Source organism: Arthrobacter rhizophilus (assembly GCF_026241105.1).
Lineage (GTDB): Bacteria > Actinomycetota > Actinomycetes > Actinomycetales > Micrococcaceae > Arthrobacter.
Map to the genome: position 1 here is coordinate 82209 of NZ_JAPFFT010000001.1, position 25473 is coordinate 107681.

Sequence of the window (25473 nt, forward strand, 5' to 3'; positions counted from 1 at the left end):
TCCTCTCCGTGAACTTTGCCAAGGAGTAATCTTCGGAATGGAAGCGGATGCGTAAGAAGCCGTATCTCTGTCAGGGTCGATTGGAAAGCTGCGTTCACGCGTTCCAAGTGATTCAGTAATCGCACTGTATGGCATCCTCGAATTTATGAAAATTCCGACGGTTGAAGGCCTACTGAGGGTTGCACATTCAACCGCAGTCTACATCTATATTGACGGAATGTGCTTTTGTATTCATAATGTGCGTCATTGGTGACTGCCGTCGTCTTGCAGTGAACTGCGGAACGACGGTCGTCAACAGCAGATGATCTCGCCCGTCCGCGATTCGGATGGTTGAACGAAGGATCATCATGTTCAGGACCAAACAACATCGCTCAATCTTTCTCGCCGGAGTTTCTGTCGGCATCTTTGGATTGACAGGCGCGGAGATTATTCAACAGCTTCTGGTCTCGGCATTCGGCGAGCAACACTTCTCCGTGGGGAGCTACCTCATATACTCCGCGATGGCCGCCGTGCTGATCCTCGCCATCATTGTGTTCACGAGGTATGCCGCGAAGAGGTAAGGATTAGATTGGGCCGTCAGGCCGCACTTTTCGTACGTGCGGCCTTCTCATATCCCGCAGACGGCATGGTGCTGATGAGAGTCCACGAGCCGGCGACCATAGCCTCGCCCGAACAATGCCGGACAATGTCTCAGTGTCGATACGATGGTCCCAACACACATGATCTGGGCGGTGCAAATTGAGAAAGTCTTCATCGTTGCGGAGACCCGTAGCAGCCGTTTTCAGTGCGCTAGCCTTGGTCGGGACTTTGATCACCATCTTCGTCTTTGCCACTGGCAAGAACTTGCCCGACTTGTTTCCGCCTGGGGGGAGTCAGACCCCCAATTCGCCGCCGGCTTCCTCGGGGGCACCTTCGGGTGCGAGTGTCGCTCCCGTCAAGTTGCAGATGTTGAGCAACGGGGGCGTGGATGTGACCTGGAGTGGACTAAGCGATCCGGCACTGAATTACTATGCAGTCGATGTCACCGCGGTCTCACCGGTGAATTACACCTACGGTGTTCCGTATTACCCGGGGAGCGTCGACACCCTATCGCGGATCTACCCCGTTACCTACTTCAACAAGCTGCTGGCCGACGAGCATCGGACGGAGAGGGCCGCCAAGGGGCAGATCTGGCACGTGTGTGTGACCGGCATGCGTCAGACGCCGAACGGCGTCGACATTACGCCCTACATCATTAAAGGGAGCAAGAGCTGCTCGGACGACTTCGAACTACCGTAATCGCGCGACTGATCGCGGTAGCCCAAATACACAACGGAAGCTGGATCAAAGAAGCCTCAAGGGCCTATACACTCTGCCTAGAAGCTTATCTATTCGCTGTATGACCGCGAGGCCCGTCAGGTCTCTTCGTCACCAACCTATGGGGGTATTCTTGAGATCCACTTCGATGAAGCGACGGATAGTAGCGGCCAGTGCCATCGGGTTCCTCGCCCTTGGAATCTCTGCCTGTGGACGATCAGCGGCAGCGGATGCACCAGCGGCGACGGTGCCAGCCCAGTCCGCTACGCCTCAGACCACTCCTATGCCTGCCGCCCAGGCTTTTGTACCAAGCCCTGAAATATATTTGCAACAAACTTCCCTCCAAGCGATGGAAGCGATGTCGGTTACCGATTTTGCGAAGCTTTCTCCAGCAGACCGTCTTGCTTACTATAAAGCACACGCACCAAACGCTCTCATCGATACTCCATCTAGCGATCAATCAACCCAACATCCAGACTATATCGCCGGAGGTACGTGGCAGCCGATTAAAGCTGATGCATTACATACCACCGATATCAACGTAGGTAAAAAAATGTATCTAGCATCATTGTATTATACGATTGATAAAAAATCGGGCGGATTAAGCTCCGGTGTTCAAACTGCACTAAGCGATGTAGAAAGTATCAATGGAGCAGGCGCAAATGATGGCTTTGAATATATAGATAGCGGCCAGTGGCAACATGGCATCGACGAGAATGGTAAGGCGATCGACTTTATCGATATTACCGTACATCAAATTAGAGTGATAGGTGGCGCTGAAGTCCCCGGAAGTCTGCAGACATACCAGGCAATTCGCGAACACATTAGGACACTCGACGGTCAGGAATATATTATGTTCTTCCAAGGATATACTGCCGATGGTCACAATGCTCCACTTCCAAATTATCCATACTGACAAGTTGCAGACTGCTTTGTCGGTACTCTCCTAAATCCTGGCGTGAATAAGTTTGATGCTGGTCTTCAGTCGATGATGGCTACGTGGAAGCCGAGGGCAAGACGTCCCAAAGAGGAGCCTCGATTACCGAGTTCACGCTGTCGGTGGAGTCAGGGGAGTTGATTATCGTATTTGTGCAGGCGCTGGAGAGTCGGCGATACTGGCGTTCCCGAGCTGACCCCGATTGTTGTGGCCTCGGGGCCCAAACGGTTCCGTCGGTCTTCACTGCGAAAACGTTACGGTCGCTACCGCTGGTCGTGAGGTGTTGAACACCGGCAAGGCCCGATACCGGCACCGGGACGGCAGAGTTGGACAGTGCGCCGTTTCCGAGCTGACCTACATCGTTGCTGCCCCTGGACCAGACAGTGCCGGCTGTTCTAAGTTCATAGGCTGAGCTCCTCTTCGTCGTCACGGCCACTTTGTCGGCACTCACCACCAAAAATCAGACCGGTCCAAGTAGCTCAATGAGCCCCGCGTCCGGCACGGGCCGTCCCATCGGAGAAAGACGGAGGCTAATGGCCATTGACAGGAACACGGAATCCGATGCACCACCACCGCGAAGAGCCGTCGACCAAGCTTCGGCAACCGGCGTAGAAACTTGACATGGCTGGAAGTAACGGAAGGAATGCTAATCAATTCCCTGTTCAATAGGCGTGTTGGTGCAGTTAAAAAGGGAGGCTTGTGGTGTCAGGGTGGCGTGTTCATTGCGTGCCGCGGCGGGTCGTCCAGCCGACGCGAGTGGCGGTTCTGGTCGGCTGGGAGGACTTGAAGAAGCGCGAGGCACTTGCGGCGTCCGTCCGTGGACGCCGATTCTGCTCTCTCCCTGCTACCAGATTGATGGACGGTTGAGTCAATTTTTGGCACGTTAGTCCTTTAGGCGGCTTGAGCCAGAGACGAAGCGGAAACTATACGACTGACTATTGCATCTTTGTGGACTTCCTGTGGTCCCGCGGCAAGTGTTAGCGGCCATGTCAGACCGCCACCAGAGTGAGAAGCGCCTCCCGGGATCAGCCTGTGCAGGGATGTCCGAGCCTCGTCAAGGCACAGAATGTCCAGTATTTAATTACGGGAACGATGATCGACGAGTAACTCGTGAACGAAGACGGGTAGTGAATACTCGGGCCCGATGTCCTATTGGGTCCCTAGGCTCCGATCCATCACGTCTGTGATCGACAGGCACAGGGTTACGCGGTCCGGTGTTGGGCCGCTGTTTGAGGGGAAGCGACTATGTCTGTTGTGAGCCGTGTTCGGCCCGCCATCTCCAAGATGAGCGGCATCCACGTTTTGTCTACACGGGGGCCGGCGGCGCCAGCAAGGGCCGACACCGTCCTCGCCCAGAGCACCGTCGGTAACGCCACTAAGGTGTCGAACCATGTTTGAGCTGCCAGGAAAAAACAAGCCCCGACAGTACTCTGTGGAAGCTCCGCCGGGCCGGAAGCTATGGAGATCGCACCTGACCAGGGCCGCGCGACCCGCGGTCCGGATCCCGGCTTTCTTGATTGCCCTGGTGCTAACGTTCGCGGTTACAGGCGCGTCTCAAAGTGCGGTGGCCGCGAATGCTTCCACTCCTGGGAGAGCGGTACCGGCAGCAAAAAATCTGTCCAATCCGGGGTGCCCGGCCGTCCTGTTTATCGGTGCCCGCGGCTCCGGCGAGAAGGACGACAAGAAATCCCATGGGATGGGCCCGGAGGTCTACCAGATATATGAGCGCATGGCATCGGACCTGAAAGGCAAGCTCTCCGTCAAAAGCATACCCGTCAGCTATACGGCCGCAAGTGTCGATGTCCTGAAGCTATCCAAGAAGGAAGTCGCTGCGCTGGCAGGCCTATTGGTAACGCTACCGGCGAGCCTCCCCGCGTTGGGAGCATTCGCCGGAGTCTATGTCACCAATCATCTGAACCCGTACTTGGCGAGCATCAAGGACGGCCTGACCTCCGCCATGGACGAACTGACCACGGAAGCTTCCCAGTGCCCGGACACCAAGTTTGTCTTGGCCGGGTACTCACAAGGTGCGATGGTCATGCATGAACTGCTTCTCAGATTGAGCGACCCTAACAACGCAGAAGGGCCTGCGTACCTGAAACGCATAGCCGCAACCGTAGTCATTGCCGACCCGGACAAAAAGAGCCTAACGAGGGCAGTCAGCTTAGGTACAGCCGCTGTCGCCGCACAAGGCATCCATAGCGCCTTGCTTCCTGGCGACCAGGACATACCTGTTGGCACTGCGGCCTATGACGTCTGCAATCTCGGCGATATTGTTTGCGATTTTGCATGGCAGGAGCTCGTCGACAGCGCTGGTGTCAACGTCCATACGAACAGCTACCAGAACAGCGGGATGGTCAAAAGCATCGGCTCCACCATAGCGAAGAAGCTGCTCAGCCAGATAAACGTAGACGTAGCTCATCTGATGGTTTCTCCGGCTTCGGCGACGGTGACCGCCGGCGTCCAGCAGGCCTATACCGCGGTACTGGCGGATTCACTCGACAGGTCGCTCGGCGACGTGACAGCTGAGACAACTTTCAGCATTTCCCCTGATGGGGCATGCGAAGCAGCTGTATGCACGCCGACGCTGCCCGGGTCTCACACGGTGACAGGTGTCAGGAACGGGCTCGTGGGCGCCGCCACTCTAACTGTCACACCGAGCGCCTCAGCCCTTAGCGGTGTGGTCTCGGTATCCGCCGGCCCCTACACGTCCTATGCGATCAAGAACGATGGTACCGCCTGGGGGTGGGGTTACAACGTAGACGGGGAGATGGGGAACGGTACGGTCAGCGCCTACGTAAGCAGGCCCGTCGAGGTGACCGGTCTGGCCGACGTCAAGTCGATCACCGTCGCTGATTACACCACCTACGCGCTAAAGAATGATGGCACTCTGTGGAGCTGGGGCGCCCACCCTGGTGGGACGGGAACCACCGCCCCATCATCGGTTCCCCTGCAGGTTGTAGGCCTCACCGATGTCAAGGAGCTGGCCACTGCGGGATTCGCGACCTATAGCCGCAAAGGCGATGGCACCATCTGGGCCTGGGGTAGCAATTTATGGGGCGCACTAGGCGATGGGACGAATACGGATTCCCTGGTTCCGGTTAAGGTCCAGGGGCTAGAAAACGTTCAGGCGATCGCCGCAACGTTTGGCGCGGGGTTTGCCTTGAAGGCCGATGGTTCTGTCTGGTCTTGGGGACACAACAGCAGCGGAGAACTGGGCAACGGGACATCCACGACCATAAACTCCTCCGTCCCCGTTAAAGCCAATATCAGGGGAGTTCAATCGATCGTCGCAGACTACAACACCATATTTGCCGTCACCACGGACGGAAACGTCTGGGGGTGGGGTTCCAACTCCGGGGCTGTCAATGGCTCTGGCGTCCTTCAGCCCGGGAGCGTGGCAGACCCGGTGACTTCCCCAGTGCAAATGAAGGGGGTTTCTGGCGTAAACAGCATGGCTTTCGGCGGTTTCGCAGCCTATGCATTGAAACTGGACGGTTCGATACTGGCATGGGGAAATAACTCCTATGGCGAGTTGGGCAACGGCTCGACGGTAGGCTCGCCGACGCCGGTGCAAGTCACTGGTTTGAGCGGCGTTCAGACCATTAGAACTCGAGGACTTAACGTCTTCGCGCTGAAGCCCGATGGGACGGCCTGGGCCTGGGGCAACAACGACTACACACAACTCGGGATCGGCACAACAACGGATGCATTGGTTCCCACACAAATCAGGATGGCAAATATTCAGGCCCTGAGCGGCGGGGAGTCCTTCACTGTCGCACTGACAAAGGATGGTTTTGTCGGTGCATGGGGGGACAATTCCCTTGGCTGCCTCGGCAACGGCACAACTATCAGCTCCGCGATTCCAGTCGAGGTGGGTTAGTCAACAGGTCAGACGTGTAGAGGTCTAAGGTTGCTGCTGAGACACTCACAGCTCCGGCGAACCAGACAAGGCTTGGCAGGTTGGAGAAGCAAACTCAAAATTGCCCAGAGCCTCTGTCGATGGTGATTGTTAGGTCAGATGCCTGCACCGAGGAAAGGCGCAGATGAGAGGCGGTGATCAGATGAAGCCGTGGGTCAACCCGATACGACACGCGATCCGTGAACTTCCCGAGCGGGGGCATCAATAACTACACTGAGACGTAGACGCAGTAGAAGGACTTGCGGACACCAGAGTTTCGCCATAGCTCAACGCGTGGAGGAGGCCGAACAAGTGATTCATTCCATGAAGCCATACGATGCAGGATCTATACTGGTTCGATTACGACGTTCGTCTGCGTGGACCCTGACGGTCGATCGAGGATTTGGCAAGTCCGGACACCGACTCACTTTGGCGTTTGCTTTAAAGTTCGGAACCTTATCAATTCTATTGACAAAAGGGGTGTGATGATGCTTACTGGGAATAGATATGGAACGACCTCATTTTCATCGCGAAGCAAGACGTCACAGGATAGAATTGCAATGGCTGTTTCGGCGCGACAGTTTAGAATATCAGCAAGACCTCCCGCCGCCCACAACCTCCTGCAAAGGTGGTAATGAATTGAGTGGTGTTGAAGCGTTTGGCGGTGTCGGGGAAAGTCCAACACCGACAGTTGATTTGGACTCCAAGTCCGAAGAGTCCCCTGAATATGTCATGGCGAGGGACGCGTTTCTCGAAGCCCACCGAAAAATCCAGGTGTTAATGAGTTGGGCTGTTGACATCACAAAACCCATCGCTCCTGATGACGAGATCCCCGATCAGCTTCGGATCGTAGTTCAGCTTCTGGATACTGCCGAAGGGCGGCGCGAACTCGCGCGATGGGCAGCTTTTTTTTACTCGCTTTTTGCTGACGCGGATAGGTTTCTCAGTCTTGTCGACGGTGGCGAGGAGCCTGCGACTGAGGAATGGGCGAGTGCTGCGGCGGCTCTAGATCGTTCGATTGATTCGCTGTTAAGAAAGCTCATTCGACTGCCACAGGCTGCCTAGCGTTCTTTTAGTGACAAAACACTTTCTGTTTTATGCTTCATATTCCTTTGCCTTTATGTCTGCTTCATTTGTCATGTCCGAAGCTAGCTTGCCCATTACCGACTCGTTAGGGTCGGGAACATAAGTCGATATTTCCCCCATCGGGGTCTTGAGATTGAAGCGGAACGCTCCGGCTACTATCAGAAGTTCGGGAACTAGCAATACTGCGGTCGTGACCCCGCCGAGAATCAGTATCGGTGTGGACGGTTCCTGATTCTTGCATGTACGGCTACTACTCGCTTCCGAACTTACGGAGTTTGAGCTGCTCCCTTCCGGCGTAGAAGACTCCTTCGTCTCCGTTACAGTGACGCAATCAGTTTCAGCCGCAAGCCAGCCAGTTGGCAAGAGTCGAAGCGCCAAGATCAATAGCAATGAGGTCGCGAAGGCGAAAAATAAGAGATTTGTCACGAATCCAAATACTGACTTACGCCAGTGTTTACGCCTTAGCTGGACGTCGTTTCTACGCTCTTCATTCATAGACTTGAATAACGCAAGTCTTTGCTCAATGGTAGTTGTATTCTTTGTTCTTCGACTCAATTGACCGCCACCTACATTGCTTGCCGAGAGAGCGCATAGTATTGCGAATCAGGCTCTTCTTCCAATACATACAAGCGCAGCAATATTCCTGCAAGGTTTACATTCATTTCGAGTCGAGCAACTTTGCAGGTCCTCTGTATGTCTCGTTGTCGACTCTTATGCGCATCTCGTTGCCGGCTGTTCAGCATGGAGTCTATGGCGTCAACACGGCGCTGAAATGAGTCGCGTATTGGGCCAAAAGGCGTTTTGGTGTCAACGCCATTCGGTTCCTTGTATTGAATTCTATTCAAAGCCCACTTGACGCGCCTGTCAATGTCCTTGCGGAGCAGCGCTTGCCTGATTCCCTCCCATTCGGAATACTCCACCACCGTGATGGTTGAACGCGCCAGGAAGTTATCATGTTCCTCACCAGGCACGTCGTCGAGGTCGTAAGCAACATCCGTTGTTTCTTGTCTCTCCTTCGGAGGCCAGTGTTTGCCACGAACGTCTCCGAGACGATGTCGGAGATCGGTTAGCGATTCGTAAAAATCGCTCCACTTTGGTTTGCCTGGCATGTGAGATCCTGACTGTGCAGTTTGGAGTCCGATTCTAACGCAATTCAGAGTGTTGTCGTGGAATGTCGTGGAATGTCGTGATCCGAGTGGGTCACAAGTTTTCTGGGTGGCTTCAACTCCAACTGCCGATGGAAGGGGACTGCCCCGGCTTTTGTTGACTCGGGGTCTTAGGCCGCTGTGAGCGCGGTCCGGTTGATTGTTTCATATTCGGTTGGCGCGAGTTTTCCTAGGCGTCTTTGCCGTCGCCGGCGGAGGTAGGTCCTTTCGATCCAGGTCGTGATGGCTAGTCGAAGTTCCTGCTTGATGGGCCACCGATGGCGGTCCAGGACGTTCTTCTGCGGCAGCGAGAAGAACGATTCCATCGCGGCGTTGTCCTCGCACTTTCCGGCTAACGGTCCGGGAGGCTGGGAATTGTCCGGTTAGGGATTTAGCTGTTTCGGGCAGTTAGCTTGCGGAGTTGTTCTTCGTGGCGCCGCACGCTCGCGGCGAGGGTGTGTCGATTTCGGCGCGGAGGGTGGCGATCTCGTCGGTGAGGCCGGTGATGGTGACGCTGGCGGCGGCGCGGTGACGGTTCTCCTCGATGACACCGCGGATCATGGAGTCCCGGTAGAGAGTGGTCCGGCCCAGGCCGGTGTGGGCGGCAACGGCCGTGAAAGTCACTGCCTGTCCGTTCCGGAGGAGTTTGGCGCAGGCGCGCTCGACGGTGTTGAGGGTGCTCGTGTTCGTCATCCTGCGGTGGCCTCGTTGATCAGTCTGTCGAGTCGGGCGATGAGTGGTTTGCATCGGTCCGCTTCGGCGATCCAGCCTCGTTGTTCGGCGTCGCGGGCGAGTGCGTCTGCATCAACGCGTTGCGCGGCAAGGATCGGTAGTGAGCCGGGCTCGGCGTGGAAGCTGGGGCAGTCCTCACAAATATTTGCGTAAGCCGGTGGACTTCCGTTGCACAGTTCACGGGACTCCATGACAGTTCTGCTGTCTTCGTCGGGATAAGAAGATTGAAGACCACCTCGGCGGCGCCCTCTTCAATGTGGTCAAGCACCGTATCTGCGAGCATTTCCCAATTCGCCATCACCTTGTGTATGCGTCCACCTGACTCCAGGGCGCACGGAGACGAATGGCTGGCACATTCTCACGGGTTCCAGCAGCCTCACGATCAAGGAATTCCACGTCGAATCGGCTGCTACGGTTCTTGGGGTGAACCTGCAGAATTCCAACTCGTTGCGACGGCGCCCCCTCGCGCAGGCGGTAGACCCATCCCCCCAATCCGTGGGGCAGGGCGTTCATCGCGGTCTTCCAACTCGGTCATGCGGCTAAACCAGTCCATTCTTGGCGCAAGGATCGATGAATGTTCACTCGCGGGGTTCGCCAGTGTCCCCGTGCACGCTGGGTTCGGCCATCTTCCGCCACCGATCTATGGATCCGGCGCTGGAGTAGCCCTTAAAGCTCAGCTGAAACCGCTTGCCTGCTCGAACGCCGTCGGCGTACTCGCGGAGTTGCTTTATCTCCGACGCCTCAAACCCGTTGGCCAGTGACCATGCGCAGAGACTGTCGACGTCGAAGTCATGCCCGTTCCTGAACAGCTCGCGCAGTACCTCAATTGTCTGGGGCTTTTCGTAGGGATCGGCCAACGAGTTGTTGTGATTGACGCTGGCTTCGAGTTCAGTCATAGCAGCCTCAACAACCGGATCCAGTAGGGCCACGTCGCAGCCTGGATACAGACGCTTGTCGATGGCGTTCACGGCACGGTGGGCTCGGAGCCAAGCATCTTGGAACTTGTCTTCCTCACCCCACGGGAGAACACAAATGCTGGAAGCCTCGCCCCGGGCCAGATCGGAAACGATAGCTAGATTATCCTTCAACGGCCACGGTGCAAGCACGGCGCTGCCTCTGGCGACGGTTGCCCACCCGCCTTGAGGTTTGACGACAGAAGCTCCGCGGGTGAACACCGACATCTTGTTGAGCTGGTACTGCTGAATGCTGGCCACGAGGACCGCTCTTGGGGCCGGTTGCTTCATCAGCCATTTGGCTCCAATCTCGTTCATGACCTCGATGGACCACTTGGGGTTTTTCGGCAGCCACGGAACGTAGAAGATCGGCGCACGGCGGGGATTCTCGAGCATGATTTTCCATTCTTTAGGGAACGAGATCAGCATGCCAGTTGGCACCGACATTTGGTCGCGGACTCCGGGCGAAGCCACCGCGACTCGAGATGCGCTCTCATGCTCACAATTCCTTTGCCTCGGCCTCCCACTGCTCCAAAATGTCATCGCGCAACCGACTTTCACCGGTCACGATCCGCCGATTCTGGTGGACGCGCTTGATATAGTCACCGAGCTGCCGGACGTCGCGCTGACGGTAGCCGAGTCGGTAGGCGTACAGCTCCAAGTCCTGCGGCTCGTATCTGTAACCGCTGTTATGCAATAGCTGTAGCGTCTGCACGATTTGATCCTTGCCCCGTCCGTGTTTGAGGCCACTGGCCTGGTCCATGACTTCCCCTGCTCGCGACAAAGCGACACGCACGACTGCGGGCACCCTCTCGACAAAGCCTTGGTCTGCAATCATCCCGGACGGCAGCTCGACGGCTGCGTGCGCCCGCAGCCACAGCTCCAGATCGTCGAAGCCAGGCCAAAGCGTGATACATAGGTCGGCCGACGTTGGGTCAACGGCATCGACTAGTTCTTCAGCAACTTTCTCCTCGGGGAACAATGCCAATACGGAGGCGCCAGTTTCAACTGTCGAGACGGCGTCTGTAAGGCGGCCAACCGATACGTCTGGACAGCATGCCAAGATGCCAGGTGCGACTGCCTGTTCGGCGTCGCTGCCCTGCGCACTCAGCAACATGGACTTGCTAGAGCGAGGACTGGTTTCGAGCCACTCGGCGAGAAACCCCATTGCGGAGCGCTGCTGTCCCATGGCTACCCAGTCATTCCACGAGATGTAGAAGAGGCCAGGGTTTCTGGTGAGATCTTTCATGCCGCCTAGCTTGTCACAAGGGTCCGACGGAAGCCGGTGGTTCGTCTCGGCAGCGCGCTAATCTGAGGAGCGAAGCGATCAGCCATCGAACTTCGCGACGGTGGTTGTTGCAAAGGCTAGAAGGGCGTTCTTCCCATTTAGCCTATTCTGCAAGAGCTGTCGACCAACAGCGTCAGGGTCGAGAAATTGGGAGTCCACCGAGATTGCTGTGGCGAACGCCTTTACAGATTCCCTGAGTTTTTCGAGACCAGCCGAGGTGACCACACGAGCGCCTGGCGGCGGGAACGCGTCGTGGTTGGGCTTGTGAGAGCGATGGAACATGACTGGAACGGCAACAGCCGGTTGAGCGTATTCGCTGTTGAACCAGTTCATTGATACCGAAAGCTGGCCGAGGTCGTGCTTCTTGATGAAGTCAGTAACAGCATTGTTCTTCACCTCGATGACGGCGTGGCCAGCCTCTCCGAAATGCCACAAACCGTCCGGTCCCTTCTTGAAATCCTTCTCCGGACGCTGTGATGTAAAGCCGAGATGCCGCCCCAGATCGGCGATTGCCTGCTCGAATGGCTCAGCGAGAGCCGGGTCAGGATCGTAGACGAGATCCGCAAGTATTGCGTTGAAGCCGATGAGCAGGTCGGCGGGATTGCCATAATTCTCCGACAGAAAGTCAGCGGTTGCTTTTGCTTGATGAGCTGCTGGCCCGTTGAGCCGAACATATGCGATACCCTGCTCGGGTTTCAGCAAGGATCGATTGTCGTCGAGGGCTGAAGTCTGGCACTTTTGCGCACGCACAGGATCTACTGGGTGGAGATACATGACCTGCATCTGCTTGATCCACCCGCGCATGGCGTGGTCGTCGCCAGAAGCGTTCACAGCACCTTGAATGGCGTCGGTTGCTTCCTGGTACCGACTTTGCGCGGCCAGATCAAACGCGCGTCTGATCGGTCGAGCGATGGCGGAAACATGGCCGCTCTCGTACTCGATGCCGGCCAGGGCGTTGCGGCTTGCTGTGATCCACCCAATGTCCCTGTTCAAGCACTGGTCAATGACCGCCTTGAAGTCGTCGATAGTCCCACCGGCCAGCTGCTCAGCGATCTCACTTGATAGATCCAGCTGCGCCCGCGTGGCGGGGCTGAAATGCTGTCGGGCACTTGGGTCGTGAAGTCTTCGCACAAGTTTGCTGCCCAGGAGGATAACAACGCAGTAGTCGTCACGAGAACGGACGCCTCGGCCCATCCCTTGCTCAATTCGTTGCAGCTGGCGTCCCATCATGGACATGGTGTCCTCCAGCGCGGCACTTTCAATTCGATCAACGCCAGAATATGCCTCGGGAAGGCCATCGATGACGAGGATACGACAAGCTGCGTCAGGTAGATCTATGCCGTCGTACTTTCCTACAAGTACGGTAATTCCGCGGACTCCCTCAGAAAGATCTCGCACGCCTTGCTCGATATTCTCTGCAGTCAGGGTCTCTGTAGCGACGTCTGACCACCACGTCGCTCGGACGCGTGAGGGAACGATGACGACTACATTGACTACTTTTCCTTGATCCTCCAGATAGGCTTTGAGGTCTTCGTCTGTCCAATCAGGATGCACTTCTTGCGGAATGAGTATCATGCGGTCGCCGGTGTCATCGGCGGCGCTGGGACTAATCGAGTGGCTAACGGAGTCCGGGCTAGCGTTGAAGTGGGAGACCAGAACACTGTCGTCGGCGAGGGTTGCCGTTAGATAAATATGGCGTTTGGCATCAGTGAAGCTCTGTATTTGAGTCACCGGAGGCGCCGGCGGCCTGATCTGAACTTCGTCGGCAGTGAAGACGCACCGGCATATAGGTAGTACGTCCTTGATTAGGGGCCACTGCCATTCTAAGGCTTGGTCATTACGCGAGCTGTGGAGGATTTCCGTGACTTCGGCCCTGGCATCAAACCAGTCCCAGTGCGGAACTAGGAGAGCGGCGCTCCGTTCGTCTGCCTTGAGATCCAGGAGCCCGGCGGGGTATTGCTTGGACAGCGGCCCGTCGAATTTCGAAAGAAGCCTGTCGTAGACCGCATGGGACTGGGGGATGCGGAGGTCAAACTGGCGTTCCACGGCAGTCAAACATGCGTGTGCGTCATCGATGAGAACAGTCCCAAGCTTAATCTTGCGACCTTCAGAACCGACACCAAACTTGCTGCGACCGTTGAACAGCGTGTGAACGGTTGCAATGAGGATGGCCTTGCCCGACGCTACGGCAGGGTCCCGTGGATCCTTCGAGTACGGGAGTCCAAGATCGGTTGCAGTCGTGCAGACTTGTTCTGCAAGGTAGGAATCCGGCGTCAAATAGGCGGCAGGGCCGACTCCTTCATTGAGGGAGCTCTTCAGTAGAAGGAGCCCCGCCAGTGTCTTGCCGTTACCCGTGTTCATCTTCACGACCAGGTCAGGCTCGTTTCGCCGCGCGAACCACTTCTCGAAGACCTCACCCTGTACACTCCGAAGGTATTCGAAACGGCTACTCTTGCGAGGGAGGGCCGAGAAGATTGATCGCGGGTGGAGTTCCCGATCGGACGCAGACGCTCCGGTCAGTTTGCTAAAGTCGATGCCGGCCATTTCTATCCCCCGAGTCTTTCGTGACCTATTACGCCACCGGATATAGGGCGGCGCCGTAAAAATTAGTTGCTTAGCGCCTGCTCAATGGCCTTGCGATACACGTTGGCATCCGGCAGATCAACGTTATTAAACCGGTCCTGCAACTTCCATACACTCGTTGTTCTTTGGACTTCGAGGCGGAGGGGCATCGAAGTGCCCGGGGCAGCAGGAACTTCAGGGTCGTAGTCATACGCCATGAACGTTATTGATCCAGGCTGGAGATGCATGGACGTTAGGCCGTTCTCGCCACCCAGCCGCCCCATGATCTTGTTGTAGACGGGAGTAGGGCAAACGAAAAAGAGCCCCTTAGCGCAGGCTTCTTCTCTTTGGAGCACCTGTCCCTTATATATGAGCTGGGGCAAGATCCTCTTGTTGACGTTTTCCCAGTTCAATCCCGCCGTAGAGTTGACAATTGTTCTGTCGTCACTGAGCAGAGCATCGCGGCTCGGATGATAGTTCCCTGTGGTATCGATCGTCTGAACTTCTACAGCCACAAATTCCTTCAGTCCGGTGTCCGGCTCAACGAGAGCAAGGACCCAGTCGACAAAGTAGCTACCAACACCTTCACGCTTGGGTAGCCGCAATTCACCGCCCCAGCGCTGCCCAAAGACACCGACGACAGGAGTCCCCATCTTCGTAGCCTGCGCCCTTGCTTCCGCGCCCTTCACTAGTTGGAGGCCTGGAGTGAATGCCCGGTCGGCGATATCGCGAAGTATCTTATAGTCCTCCGCATACAGGCGGATCGGACAACAGATTACTGGTCCAGAGGTGGCTGGCTTCAGGGTGCAGGCCCCGGCAACTCGACCGTCATTCAGAGTCTTGATGCAGGTCGAACCGAGGTAGTGGCAAAACTCGTCTTCTGCTGCCTTTTTTGCGATGTCCGATTGATCCGTCGCAGGGTAGCCAAAAAACTCCGAGATGTGGCCCATGGGCTAGACAACTCGAGTCAGTGCGGTCTTCTCGACACCCAGTGTTGCCGAGATAGAGCGACCAACGGCGGCGGCGAGAAGAGGGGGTACAGCGTTGCCCACCTGCTCGTATTGCTCAACCCGGGAGCCTGTAAAGATGTACGAATCCGGGAATGACTGGATGCGCGCCGCCTCGCGAACAGTGAATGCCCGATCTTGTTCGTAGTGGAAATATGCCCCCCAATGCGGGTCGCACTTGGTCAGGATAGTTGAGGCCAGTCCGTCAGGGTGGACTCGACCGTATCGCTTCGTGTGGTCCGAGCGGCGAGCTTTCTTCATCCCAGCAGGCAACAGATCGAACGGAATGTTGGTCCAGTTGCCGCCAGGAGGAATGTGTCGGAGTCTATCGAGATTTATCTTGCCTAGACGCGCCGAATGATGATTCCGGACGCCGTCGGAGCCAGCCCGAAGCAGCTTTTGGTAGTTGTTTTCAGGCATTGCCCGATAGTCCTTGACGTCATCGCCAACCTCTCCATTAACCAACGCCGGCAAGTCACCAATCGCTTCCTTGACGGTCGTGTGTGGGGGAAGGGTGACAGACCGCGGCATGGCTACGATGTCTCGACCGGCGAATCGGGACGTGAAGTTGACGCGCATTGGGGCATTTCTGATTGGTTCAGGGAACGCCAGAGATGCGTCTTCGGAGTCTCGCAGACCGAGGACGATAGTGCGCCAGCGAGTCTGGGGTACACCGAACAGCGGCGCGTACAAGATCTGAACATCCGCGGCGTAGCCGAGCTCGCGGAGGGACTGCAGGATAGCTTCGAGAGTAGCCCCGCCCTCGAACGACACAAGACCTGGCACGTTTTCGATCAGGACTGCCCGAGGCTGGAACTCCTCGACGAAGCGAAGATACTCGCGGAACAAATGATTGCGCCGATCGTCAGTACTTCGCTTCGGCGCATTGATACTAAATCCCTGGCACGGCGGTCCACCTGCCATGAGCGAGAGCTCTCCTGGTTCGAGCTTCAAACGCGCACGTACCTCCGCAGCGTCAACGGCGCGTATGTCATCACTCTCGACGATCGTATTGGGGTGATTAGCGGCGAACGTCGCGGCGTACGTGGGCACCAACTCGTTTGCGTACAGACTCCGGAATCCGGCCTCCTGTAGCCCCTCCGAGAGTCCGCCCGCGCCAGCGAACAGATCGATCATCGTCAGGGGGTTGGCTTGTCGTGACTGTTGGCGAGGCATGGCTCCTACTTTACCTACTTGGCTGTTGATCCTTGATCATGCCACTCAGGACTGACGTGGTTACGTTCCACCCGATCCGACCGGTCCCAGATAAGGTCAGCGGAGCACTCAACAACGTCCGACGCAGTTCAACTATCCAATTCGCAAAGATGGCCCGTCCATGCCATCGTCCTGGAGGCTGCCAGGGAACGTTGATGGAGCTCCACAGTCGCAACCGCGTCCTCGATCCGACTGATTTGGAGGGTGTCTTCGTCTTGACGCTTGCGCCCTCACGGACCGGGACCGTCGCCAGTACATCGACACCTACGGCCATGCCGAAGAGTCTGGCGCCCTCATCCTCCGCAGGATCGTGGCAAGCCTGATGCTCCGTCTGTCCTGAGGACACGAAGCGACTGGGAAGATGTCGAGTTTACAACGCCCGCGATTCGATCGCCAGAAGAGATCGAATGGCTCGAGACATCCTGGGACTACTTCGCTTGAAAAGCTGATCCCAGCGATAGCGCCCCGTCCTCCGGCCGTCATAGAACTGGATAAAAGTGGATCGAAAGACTCGGGCCGTCAGGCTGCCGTCGGGGTCCGCTGCCAAGAGCGTCGCGGCAACTGCTTCGAGTTCACATCATCAGGGATGGACAGGTCGTCCAGCTCAAAGGGCAACATGACCCTCACCCTATGGCCCGTCGCGGTCTTACAGAACTTGATCTCTGGCTAGCGGGCTCAAGTGAACAACACACGCTGACCATGCAATAACCTGCTTGCCCTTATGCAAACGCCAAATTGTCATGGGTGCCAGTTAGAGTTACAGCATGCAGGGGGACAGGGTCGCTTTCAGGGTGAACAGTAGCTATGACGAGTGGCAATCCAGATTGTCAGAGGAATTCTTTCAGCCGAATCACGCGAAGTTGCCAATCATTATGTTCCTCGATGACGAGGAACTGAGCCGTATGTTTCCTGACGCCGACGACGCCACGGAGTCACTTCGCTTAGCTGTGATGTCGGAGCTGAGGCAAACGGACAAAATAGCTGTCTTGGACTTGATCCGTCGCCGGATCGAGTCCTGGGCGACGGGCTCACAAGAGGATCCGCCCCCGTGCCTTCCGCTGCTTGCGCTGACGGTAGTTGCTGGCTCCAGGATGCGGAATGATGGGGAGTTTTCCTCGAAGGCCTACTATCCCCGGCTGGCGGATCTGATGTCACCCGAGCCGAACGAGCTACGCGTCAGTGGGCTCATCAAGCGCTTTGAGGACGTCGCCGATATGTGGCAACTCCTGCACTCTTGGATCTGTGACCATAAGGACGCGCTTGGGCCGAGCACGATCAACACGCATAGGGTTTTTAAATGGATCGGTTACCCGCTCTCTCAGACTGTGCTGAAAACCTCCGACCGGGAGCGACTCGCTGATTTCTTCGAACGTATTCACCTCGACAGGCGCTCCGCTCCGTCGTCCGATGAGTTGCTGCGGCTGCTTCGATACTGGCTTGACCGCCCCCGAGGCCTCTCAAAATCGTTCTTGCGTCTTGTGGAACAGGACTCATCGAATCCTCTGCTGACAGATCTGCTTCTGAAGCTCGCATCCGAAGAACGGTCCACGATTTCCACGGCGCGAAGCCGGATTCGTCTCTCGCTCCGCCTCTGTATCGATTTGGAGGAATGGTCTGTTGGGTGGGCAATCCCCTTACACAATGACCTCGAAGCCGATGATTTGAGGCCGGACGATGGTCCGGTTTTCTCAATTACTCGTCCAGCATACGGCTCCAGGTATGAGCTGCGTGAAGGAGCCTTAGCACAAGGCCCGGGGCTCATAGACAGACCCTTCCGCGCGGTCGGGAATCGGGCTGTCCTGACCAAGGATGTCCAAGATGTCTGGATTCTGCGCATCGACCCTATATCGGGCATTTGGCAATCGGTGGACTCGATGGAGCCCGGGCTCGATCATCTGTTGATGGTCCGCGCTTCCGAGTCCGCGGCAATTACCCAATTGCTGGCTAGGAGCGCTGAGCCCGGCTACCGCAGGCTGCGGAATCAGCTGGTCCCGGGCTGGGTTCTATTCGCAGATGTGCTCGTATCAGACCAGATAGAACCAACAGCCGCGTCGGACGATGGCCTGACGCATATATTCAAGACCGACATCGGTCCGTCACCCAGGCTCGTCAACGGACTTCCCCTGAAGACGGATGTCGGTGGCCGTCACTATCTGCAGGGCGGAGAGCCTGATCTCTTGATCCCACCGGGCGACTCAGCAAGGTACGTACGCGTAGAGCTGGACGGTGTGCCGCAGGAACCCCCGTTGAAGGCGAACGGCGCGCCGCTGCCCCTTCGTTATCTCGGCCCCATGACCGAAGGGAAACATACGGTTCAAGTCGACGGCCTGACGCTGAATTTCTTCGTCCAGAAGAGCGGTACGGATGCCCTCCTGGAAGGGGGCCCGGACGGACGGACTCCCGATCCCATGGATCCGATGTTTGAAGACTCAGGACCGACCTATGCAGTTTGCCGGCGCGGCAAAGAGGCTGCCATGTGGTTCGTAACATCGTCGGGTCGTGTGCGCCAGCACCGCGAACCACCGCTTCCAAACGGTCTCCCCGGATCCTTCAATTGGAAGGTTTCGGTCCCGGCGGATGCTACCTGGGTTGTCGCAGAGCGCAACGGACATTACGCCCATCCGCAGCACATCCGTGACGACCGCGGCGAATTCGATCACATGGACCAGATTTCCGAAACGTTCTGGCGGCGCATCACTCCGGTCACCATCACCACCTCCGATCACCGATGGCGGGAATACCTGGCACAGTTCATAGGGATGGGTGTCCGTGGACGGTGACCTTTTCCTGAACTGGCTGAGCGCACGACGGTCCGGGACACTACCGGATGCGACCAGGACCGCAGCCGCGCTCGTGTCCGGGGTTTCGGATCCACGGGTAGCCCGCCGTTACCTCCGTCGCTTGGAAGATCTTGGCCACATCGACTTGGCGTGGAGCAAGAATACCTGGCAAATCCGCCCTCGGACGCTGACCCATCTGCCCGGCTCGTCAGCATTCGCGCTCATTCTGGGAGAACGATCCGTCGGATTTGAAGAGCACGTAGATTCCGAGTTCGCTCTCCATGTCATGCGGTCTCCGGCAATGGAAAGTAACACCTTCCGTGATCCTGCCGCCCTTCTCCTCGAATATGACACCGAAGCCGAGCTCCGCGAGATGGCGGAGGCAATTGAGGCGACGTTCGTTTCCTGTGCCGCCGTTTCGGTCGCTCGCAGCCTTACGCCCCTTCGACCAGGCGCGATTTCCAGTGGCCCCAACAGACTGGGCTCGCCCATTCAGATGTTCACGACTTCGACAGGCTTCACTGACATTGACTTTCCAAGACGGGATGGATTGTACCGACAGCTTGCGAACGGACGCTTCAATTACTGGATCTTCGAAGCCGGCACTTGGGCGGTTACCAGCCATGATGAGGGTGTCTGCCTGATCAACGGAATGCACCGGCACGATCTCCTCAAGTTCCGTCCAAAGGACAACGATGGTGAACCCGTCGGCACCTTATACGTGGATTCGGGGCTGCCTTTGCCGGGGCCGCACCGGAGAGCTCTCACCCTGTGCAGCGGTCTGAGCGCGCTCACCGGACGAACGGGTGTATGGACCTACCGTAACGTTCCGTTCTCCGTGGCTCTCCAGGTGGCAAAGTCTTTGCACCAACAACTTCAAACAACTTGATCGAATTCACAATAGAGGGAGCGGCAGCAACATGGCTGTGGACATAGTCGAAACCTTCAAGAATCTCCGGGATTCATATTTCCGGTACTACGACACACCGTTCGGTCTCGCTGACCGCACTCTAGAAGCTGAACGCCGTCAGCTGTTGGATCAGGACAATGGCGTCTATCGTGAACCGTTTATTGAACTCAGGCCCGAATACCGGACAACTGGACGTTCGGTTCAGGAATCCGCCTCATTGGCTCACGCCCCGACGGAACTGGGCGACTTTGTCGCAAAAGGTTTGATCCCTCTCGGACGCCAGCTTTACACACACCAGGAGGCGGCTCTTATTTCTGCTTCGGGCAAAAAGCGAAACGTTGTCGTCACTGCCGGTACAGGGGCTGGAAAGACCGAAGCCTTCCTTTTGCCGCTGCTCGCCAACCTTCTCGCCGAGTCGCAATCATGGGCTGGCAACGGTGCTGCCCCGGTCGAGTGGTGGCGGCAAGCGAACGGGCCGTTCATCCCGCAGCGGCAGACGGAAACGGGACGCACCCAGGCCGTACGCGCCATCATTCTCTACCCAATGAATGCCCTCGTCGACGACCAGCTGGTCCGCTTGCGCAGGGCCATCGACAGCACTGCGGCCCGGCAGTGGCTCGATGAGAATAGACGCGGCCACCGGTTTTATTTCGGCAGGTACACCGGTGCCACGCCAGTTACGGGAGCACCGGGAAACCGAACTGCTTTGCAAAACTTACGCTCGTTCATGCAAGGCACGCATCAGCGCAGCCAAGCACTGGGGCTCGACGACGAATCCCGATACTTTGTGCCACACCCGGGCGGGGCCGAAATGCTCTCCCGGTGGGATATGGCGGACGCCGTACCCGACATTTTGATCACGAACTACTCAATGCTCAACGTGTTGCTGCTGCGCGACCGCGACCGCCAATACTTCGACTCCACCCGTGACTGGCTCCGCGCAAACCCGGAACATAGGTTTACGTTGGTTGTGGACGAGCTGCACACCTATCGAGGCACTGCCGGGACAGAGGTCGCACTTCTAATCCGGAATCTGAAAATGAGACTGGGACTGGATGATCGAAGCGACCAACTCCAAGTCATTGCAGCATCAGCGTCCCTCGAAGCCGACCGTGACGAAGCCTATGTCGAACAATTCTTCGCGGTCCCTCGCGAGACTTTTGATTTCCTCCCCGGCCAGATTGTGCGCCCAGAAGTCTCAGAATCCGACTTGTCCGGCACATCATTCGCAAGTGGGTCAGGTACGCCAACCAAAGAAGATGAGGCGGCGGCAGCTACTGCTCTGGGGAATGCGTTTTTCTTCGGCGCAGACGGTACGGCAGACACGAAACCCCTAGCGAAGTCCGTCAAGGAATTGAGCACGCACCTCTTCCCCGAACTTCCGGACGAGGCCCGCATCGAAGCGGTCCACCGCGTCCTAAAAACCGCCGCAGAGTCCGAAGCGGGAGAGACCAGGTGGCCAATGCTGCGAAGCCACCTATTCTTCCGCAATGTGCCGGGTATGTGGGCGTGTACGGACGCAGGATGCCCGGAAGCCGACCAAGAGGCTAGCCCGACACGCCCAATCGGACGCCTATACGCCGAGCCGGTAAGCAGATGCCTATGCGGTTCGCGTGTCCTCGAACTTCTCTATTGCCAGAACTGCGGCGACGTTTTCCTCGGCGGTTATGTCCCGACAGGCTCCACGCAGAAACCGGGGCAACCTAGCACCCTTCTGGCGGACCTGTCCGATCTCGAACACCTGCCCGACCAAGCGAATCTCGAACGTACGGCAGACAACTACCTTCTGTACTGGCCACAAAAGCGTCGACCCGATTTGGATGCCTTGGAGTGGAATAAAGATAACGGCAAAGTCACGTACGCGTTCCGACGCTCGCATCTTCAGCCGCTCACCGGTGAACTCCGACCTACAGACAACGACGACTTCACCGGGTGGACTTTCCATGTCCTTACGCCACAGCCAGGCGCCCGGAGCGGGGCCGGAGCGTCCAGAAGGGACCCCCAAGAACTCTCCCCATTCCCGACACGTTGCCCGAACTGCAGCGACGACTGGGAAATAACGCATACCAAAGACGGACCAGTTGCAGCAGCGGACAAGAAACGGCAGCGGTCACCCATTCGGGCCATGCGGACTGGCTTCGAAAAGATCAATCAGGTATTGATCACCGAACTTCTCCAAAGCCTCGGGCCATCGAACCGCAAAACCATCGTCTTCGCCGACAGCCGTCAGGATGCGGCAAAGCTGTCCTCGGGCATTAGCTTGCGGCATTACCAGGACCTTCTCAGACTCCTCCTCCACCAGGAGCTCTCAACTCTCGGGCAGGTCAACGCCGACGTCGAGCTCGCCAGAGAGCACTTTGTGAATGGGCATAGGACAGACGAGTCCCGCGAAGCAATCGCTCGACTTCGTCTCAGAGATCTGCCAGCGTTCACGATCCTTCGCGACGTCTGGGAGGGAGAATCTGATGTCCCCGAGGACGCAGCGTCACGCGCCCTGACCCGCCGACCTTCTCTACCATCCCTCGCTGCCATGGTGGCGCATCGGCTTCTCGACCTGGGTATGAATCCGGGTGGACCGCGCGCAACTTTGCAACGGACAACTGAAAAAATGCCAGGCCCATGGTCTCATCTCTACCGATGGGAGCCGACGGTTGAAGCAAAAACTGGCCTGTCGACCGGCCAGCAAGACCTCCTCAATCGGATCAACGAATCGTTGGAGGAAGAAGTCATTGACGGCCTCTTCTCAGGTGCCGGTCGTGATTATGAGTCTCTGGGTCTAGGCTGGCTCGGACTGATCGACACCGAAGCGGAGTCAGGGAAATCACCTTCATCTCCCGCAGCAATTGCCCGGGGGAGCCTGCGCGTCCTTGCGGACATGCGTCGCTTTGCGGGCCTTAGAAACACATCCCTGACGCCTCCCCGTCGATTGAAGAATTATTGGGCCGCTGTTGCGAAGAAGTACGACCTGGATGTTGATGAGCTTCAGTCATCCGTCCTGGGGGCCTGGGGACCCGCGGTTCTCGAGTTCCTGATCCAGCCCGGTGCCGTCACAATCCATGAACCCACCACGTCCGCCTGGGTTTGCGGAAACTGTCGGCGGCAGCACTTGGTCTATGGCTGTGGTCTGTGTACGTATTGCCGCCGGGAGCTTCCAAAGGACGCAACTGCGCCTTCGGCTAATCCTGACTACTACGGATACAACGCCATTCACGCTAAGGGGCAGTTCCGGCTCAACACCGCTGAACTAAGCGGTCAGACGGACCGTTTGGACGCGCAGTCCCGCCAAGCGAGGTTCCAGGATGTCTTCCTAAATCAATCGGAAAACAAGAAAACGGACGGGATCGAGCTTCTTTCGGTGACCACGACCATGGAAGCCGGCGTCGATATCGGGGCGCTTGACTCCGTCGTCTTGGCAAACATGCCGCCAACCCGCTTCAACTACCAGCAGCGCGTCGGCCGTGCCGGCCGCCGGTCCACTCCTATGGCCGTTTCCCTGACGGTATGCAGGGGACGAAGCCACGATGAGTACTACTTCGGGCGCCCTGAGCTGATCACCAATGCCCCTACGCCTAAGCCCTACTTGGCCCTCAGCCGACCCGAAATATATCTCCGGTCTGTGCGAAGTGAAGTACTTCGACGGGCCTTTAATGACTTGGCTGACGTCATCTCCGTCGACGACAGCATTTCAGGGCTAGGAAACAACACTCACGGACAGTTCGGGCAAATTGCCGACTGGTCCTCTGTGAAGCCCCTCATTTTGGCCTGGATGGAAGACAATGCGGACTCCGTCAAGGAAGTTGTCGAAGGGTTGGCGAACTTCTGCACCTTGCCTGGAGGAATAATCCAAACAGCTGCTGACTCTTTGTACCCTCTGTTCGACCGCATCTCAGACATCGCCGAGGGCGGGGTCCCAGGTCACTCCGATCTCAGCCAGCGCCTTGCCGAAGAGGGAATCCTGCCGATGTTTGGATTTCCGTCCAAGGTTCGCAACCTATTCCTGCAGAAGCCCAATTCACCTTTCCCCTGGCCGCCGGATAACGTCATTGACCGCGATTCGGCGATGGCCGTCAGCCAATTTGCCCCAGGCAGTGAACTTGTACGCGACGGACGGATCTATCCTGTCATTGGCGTCACTTCGTACCGTCCGTCCGGTCCGTCGGTCGCTACAGAGGAGCAACCTCTCGGTGAGCAGCGGCTTATCGACATCTGTCGCCATTGCGCCTTCGTGGAGAACAGACCAACGGGGTCAGAACCGACGGACACGAACTGCCCCCGGTGCGGGGCGGACTCCGGAAGCTTCGGTACTATCGATCTTCGCGAACCGCTCGGATATCGGGCAGGAAAGGCCAGAGACTTCGACGGCAACTTCTCGTGGACTCCTCGGTCCACGTCAACCAGAGCGATGACAGATCTTGAGACGCTCAGTGTGAGTCGAGTTGAGAGCATGGCCGCGTACTCCGGGCCTGCTTACAAATACGTCATCAATGACAACTCCGGCAAATCGTTCAATTTCATGAAAGCCTCCGATTATTGGGGCGGCTATCTAGCCGCCGCCCCAGACGGATCTCCCCTCGACGGGTCCCCTTTGGACAGCGCCGGCAGGCTACGCATCGACCCGTCAGCTACGCCTATCATTTCCGCACTGGGAACCATCCAGCCCACCGACTTCCTCTTCCTGGGACCTCGAAACCCCATCATCGACACCGAAGGTCTCAGACTGAACCTGACGTCGGGATTGAGCCAGCAGTATGGCCCCACCGATTCGATACAGGGCCGTCGCGCTGCCTGGTACTCCTTGGGGTTTCTGATGAGGACCGTGGCTGCCTCCTACTTGGACGTTCAGCCGCAGGAATTCACCGCTGGAATTTTCACCGGACTGCAGGAAAACGAGCCCACAACCTTCGCTTTTCTCGCAGACAGCCTTGAAAACGGGGCCGGATTCAGCAGCCATCTTGGGCAGCCAGACGTGCTGCCGGGATTCCTCAGTGAAATCGATTCGTACCTGACAGAACTAGCAGGCGACCACGCCATCGAATGCACATCCTCCTGCTACCGCTGTCTGCGTGATTACTCCAACATGGCTTACCACGCACTTCTCGACTGGCGCCTGGCCAAAGACCTGTTGGACGTACTGCACGGGAAGCAACTGATCGTGGACACCGCACAACATCAAGGCGCAATCCGGAGGTGGGCAGCAGCGTACTCCATGACTTCGGTCGACAATGACAGTGGTGCATGTGCCATTTGGGACAAGAAGGCGGACGGTCGTTTTGGCATCATCCTGCGGCATCCGTTGGAGTCCGCGGAACAAGGACTCATGCCGAAACGGCTCGTTGAGGCCACGACACAAATGGAGCTGGAGTATCCAGATCTCGACGGCATCGTCTATGTCGATAGTTTCGTCCTCGACAGGGATCCGAGCCATGTTGTAGGGCTGTTGCGGGAGGTTCACTAGCGGAGAGATAGCGGCGATGTGCGGCCAAGTAGGTTCGAGCTTCCTTGACCGTCGTGCCGAGCAGATCAAAGACGCCCCGAAAGTTGCCGAATCCTTCTTCATCGATCTCCGAGGGCTTAGGAGTCTTGAACGTCGCTTGACAACTCGGTTTGGAAAACGGGATGCATGCGTTATCTCTATCATGTCTCTGTCGCTCCTGCGGAGAA

At 57.2% G+C, this 25473-nt stretch carries 17 protein-coding genes and 2 pseudogenes; 8 read left to right on the top strand and 11 right to left on the bottom strand.

All coding sequences use genetic code 11. The annotated features are described in order from the left end of the window. Positions 1 to 347: 347 nt before the first annotated feature. The 3 genes from OOZ51_RS00370 (at position 348) to OOZ51_RS00380 (ending at position 2212) form a co-directional block, all read left to right on the top strand. Positions 348 to 560, top strand: a complete 213-nt coding sequence (locus tag OOZ51_RS00370) for a hypothetical protein (RefSeq protein WP_265976908.1) — start codon at positions 348 to 350, stop codon at positions 558 to 560. A gap of 385 nt (positions 561 to 945) precedes the next feature. After that, the gene (locus OOZ51_RS00375; RefSeq protein WP_265976909.1) at positions 946 to 1278 is read left to right on the top strand and encodes a hypothetical protein; all 333 of its coding nucleotides are present in this window, start codon (positions 946 to 948) and stop codon (positions 1276 to 1278) included. 301 nt (positions 1279 to 1579) lie between these two features. Continuing rightward, positions 1580 to 2212: a hypothetical protein gene (locus OOZ51_RS00380; protein WP_265976910.1), complete on the top strand. Its 633-nt coding sequence runs from the start codon at positions 1580 to 1582 to the stop codon at positions 2210 to 2212. Positions 2213 to 2291: 79 nt separating this feature from the next. Here OOZ51_RS00380 and OOZ51_RS22460 read toward each other — a convergent pair whose 3' ends face one another. Next, complete coding sequence (locus tag OOZ51_RS22460; RefSeq protein WP_416346325.1) at positions 2292 to 2687, bottom strand: RCC1 domain-containing protein; 396 nt, start codon at positions 2685 to 2687, stop codon at positions 2292 to 2294. A 1059-nt stretch (positions 2688 to 3746) separates the two neighbouring features. Between OOZ51_RS22460 and OOZ51_RS00385 the strand changes: the two genes are divergently transcribed. Further along, positions 3747 to 6116, top strand: a complete 2370-nt coding sequence (locus tag OOZ51_RS00385; RefSeq protein ID WP_265976911.1) for an RCC1 domain-containing protein — start codon at positions 3747 to 3749, stop codon at positions 6114 to 6116. Between the two features lie 525 nt (positions 6117 to 6641). Further along, positions 6642 to 7199, top strand: a complete 558-nt coding sequence (locus OOZ51_RS00390; protein ID WP_265976912.1) for a hypothetical protein — start codon at positions 6642 to 6644, stop codon at positions 7197 to 7199. A 587-nt stretch (positions 7200 to 7786) separates the two neighbouring features. Here the strand turns inward: OOZ51_RS00390 and OOZ51_RS00395 are convergent. The 10 genes and pseudogenes from OOZ51_RS00395 to OOZ51_RS00440 all read right to left on the bottom strand — a co-directional run. Then, the gene (locus tag OOZ51_RS00395) at positions 7787 to 8329 is read right to left on the bottom strand and encodes a hypothetical protein (protein WP_265976913.1); all 543 of its coding nucleotides are present in this window, start codon (positions 8327 to 8329) and stop codon (positions 7787 to 7789) included. 167 nt (positions 8330 to 8496) lie between these two features. Continuing rightward, positions 8497 to 8715 (bottom strand): annotated as a pseudogene (locus OOZ51_RS00400) (IS3 family transposase); the annotation flags it as partial. Between the two features lie 58 nt (positions 8716 to 8773). Then, positions 8774 to 9058, bottom strand: coding sequence for a DUF6262 family protein (locus OOZ51_RS00405; RefSeq protein ID WP_265976914.1), 285 nt, complete (start codon positions 9056 to 9058; stop codon positions 8774 to 8776). After that, the gene (locus OOZ51_RS00410) at positions 9055 to 9288 is read right to left on the bottom strand and encodes a transposase (protein ID WP_265976915.1); all 234 of its coding nucleotides are present in this window, start codon (positions 9286 to 9288) and stop codon (positions 9055 to 9057) included. The genes OOZ51_RS00405 and OOZ51_RS00410 overlap by 4 nt, the downstream gene beginning before the upstream one ends. Before the next feature lie 387 nt (positions 9289 to 9675). Continuing rightward, positions 9676 to 10446: a DUF1889 family protein gene (locus tag OOZ51_RS00415; protein WP_265976916.1), complete on the bottom strand. Its 771-nt coding sequence runs from the start codon at positions 10444 to 10446 to the stop codon at positions 9676 to 9678. A gap of 103 nt (positions 10447 to 10549) precedes the next feature. Further along, positions 10550 to 11299, bottom strand: coding sequence for a DUF1889 family protein (locus OOZ51_RS00420; RefSeq protein WP_265976917.1), 750 nt, complete (start codon positions 11297 to 11299; stop codon positions 10550 to 10552). 78 nt (positions 11300 to 11377) lie between these two features. Further along, on the bottom strand, positions 11378 to 13882 hold the full coding sequence (locus OOZ51_RS00425) for a helicase C-terminal domain-containing protein (protein WP_265976918.1): 2505 nt from the start codon (positions 13880 to 13882) through the stop codon (positions 11378 to 11380). A gap of 62 nt (positions 13883 to 13944) precedes the next feature. Continuing rightward, on the bottom strand, positions 13945 to 14850 hold the full coding sequence (locus OOZ51_RS00430; protein WP_265976919.1) for a NotI family restriction endonuclease: 906 nt from the start codon (positions 14848 to 14850) through the stop codon (positions 13945 to 13947). Positions 14851 to 14853: 3 nt separating this feature from the next. Further along, positions 14854 to 16083 (bottom strand): DNA cytosine methyltransferase, encoded by a 1230-nt coding sequence (locus OOZ51_RS00435; RefSeq protein WP_265976920.1) that lies wholly within the window; start codon positions 16081 to 16083, stop codon positions 14854 to 14856. A gap of 409 nt (positions 16084 to 16492) precedes the next feature. Next, a pseudogene (locus tag OOZ51_RS00440) lies at positions 16493 to 16675 on the bottom strand (NaeI family type II restriction endonuclease); the annotation flags it as partial. A gap of 238 nt (positions 16676 to 16913) precedes the next feature. Between OOZ51_RS00440 and OOZ51_RS00445 the strand changes: the two are divergent. From OOZ51_RS00445 to OOZ51_RS00455, 3 genes are all read left to right on the top strand, one after another. Beyond that, positions 16914 to 18902: a hypothetical protein gene (locus tag OOZ51_RS00445; RefSeq protein WP_265976921.1), complete on the top strand. Its 1989-nt coding sequence runs from the start codon at positions 16914 to 16916 to the stop codon at positions 18900 to 18902. A gap of 121 nt (positions 18903 to 19023) precedes the next feature. Beyond that, the gene (locus tag OOZ51_RS00450; RefSeq protein ID WP_265976922.1) at positions 19024 to 19791 is read left to right on the top strand and encodes a hypothetical protein; all 768 of its coding nucleotides are present in this window, start codon (positions 19024 to 19026) and stop codon (positions 19789 to 19791) included. A gap of 31 nt (positions 19792 to 19822) precedes the next feature. Beyond that, positions 19823 to 25267: a DEAD/DEAH box helicase gene (locus OOZ51_RS00455; protein ID WP_265976923.1), complete on the top strand. Its 5445-nt coding sequence runs from the start codon at positions 19823 to 19825 to the stop codon at positions 25265 to 25267. Positions 25268 to 25473: the final 206 nt, after the last annotated feature.

Excerpts from the sequence above, each read along its gene's own strand:
- OOZ51_RS00370 (WP_265976908.1), top strand. The coding sequence starts at position 348 with ATGTTCAGGACCAAACAACATCGCTCAATCTTTCTCGCCGGAGTTTCT.
- OOZ51_RS00375 (WP_265976909.1), top strand. The coding sequence starts at position 946 with ATGTTGAGCAACGGGGGCGTGGATGTGACCTGGAGTGGACTAAGCGAT.
- OOZ51_RS00380 (WP_265976910.1), top strand. The coding sequence starts at position 1,580 with ATGCCTGCCGCCCAGGCTTTTGTACCAAGCCCTGAAATATATTTGCAA.
- OOZ51_RS00390 (WP_265976912.1), top strand. The coding sequence starts at position 6,642 with ATGGAACGACCTCATTTTCATCGCGAAGCAAGACGTCACAGGATAGAA.
- OOZ51_RS00395 (WP_265976913.1), bottom strand. The coding sequence starts at position 8,329 with ATGCCAGGCAAACCAAAGTGGAGCGATTTTTACGAATCGCTAACCGAT.
- OOZ51_RS00405 (WP_265976914.1), bottom strand. The coding sequence starts at position 9,058 with ATGACGAACACGAGCACCCTCAACACCGTCGAGCGCGCCTGCGCCAAA.
- OOZ51_RS00410 (WP_265976915.1), bottom strand. The coding sequence starts at position 9,288 with ATGGAGTCCCGTGAACTGTGCAACGGAAGTCCACCGGCTTACGCAAAT.
- OOZ51_RS00415 (WP_265976916.1), bottom strand. The coding sequence starts at position 10,446 with ATGCTCGAGAATCCCCGCCGTGCGCCGATCTTCTACGTTCCGTGGCTG.
- OOZ51_RS00420 (WP_265976917.1), bottom strand. The coding sequence starts at position 11,299 with ATGAAAGATCTCACCAGAAACCCTGGCCTCTTCTACATCTCGTGGAAT.
- OOZ51_RS00425 (WP_265976918.1), bottom strand. The coding sequence starts at position 13,882 with ATGGCCGGCATCGACTTTAGCAAACTGACCGGAGCGTCTGCGTCCGAT.
- OOZ51_RS00430 (WP_265976919.1), bottom strand. The coding sequence starts at position 14,850 with ATGGGCCACATCTCGGAGTTTTTTGGCTACCCTGCGACGGATCAATCG.
- OOZ51_RS00435 (WP_265976920.1), bottom strand. The coding sequence starts at position 16,083 with ATGCCTCGCCAACAGTCACGACAAGCCAACCCCCTGACGATGATCGAT.
- OOZ51_RS00455 (WP_265976923.1), top strand. The coding sequence starts at position 19,823 with ATGGCTGTGGACATAGTCGAAACCTTCAAGAATCTCCGGGATTCATAT.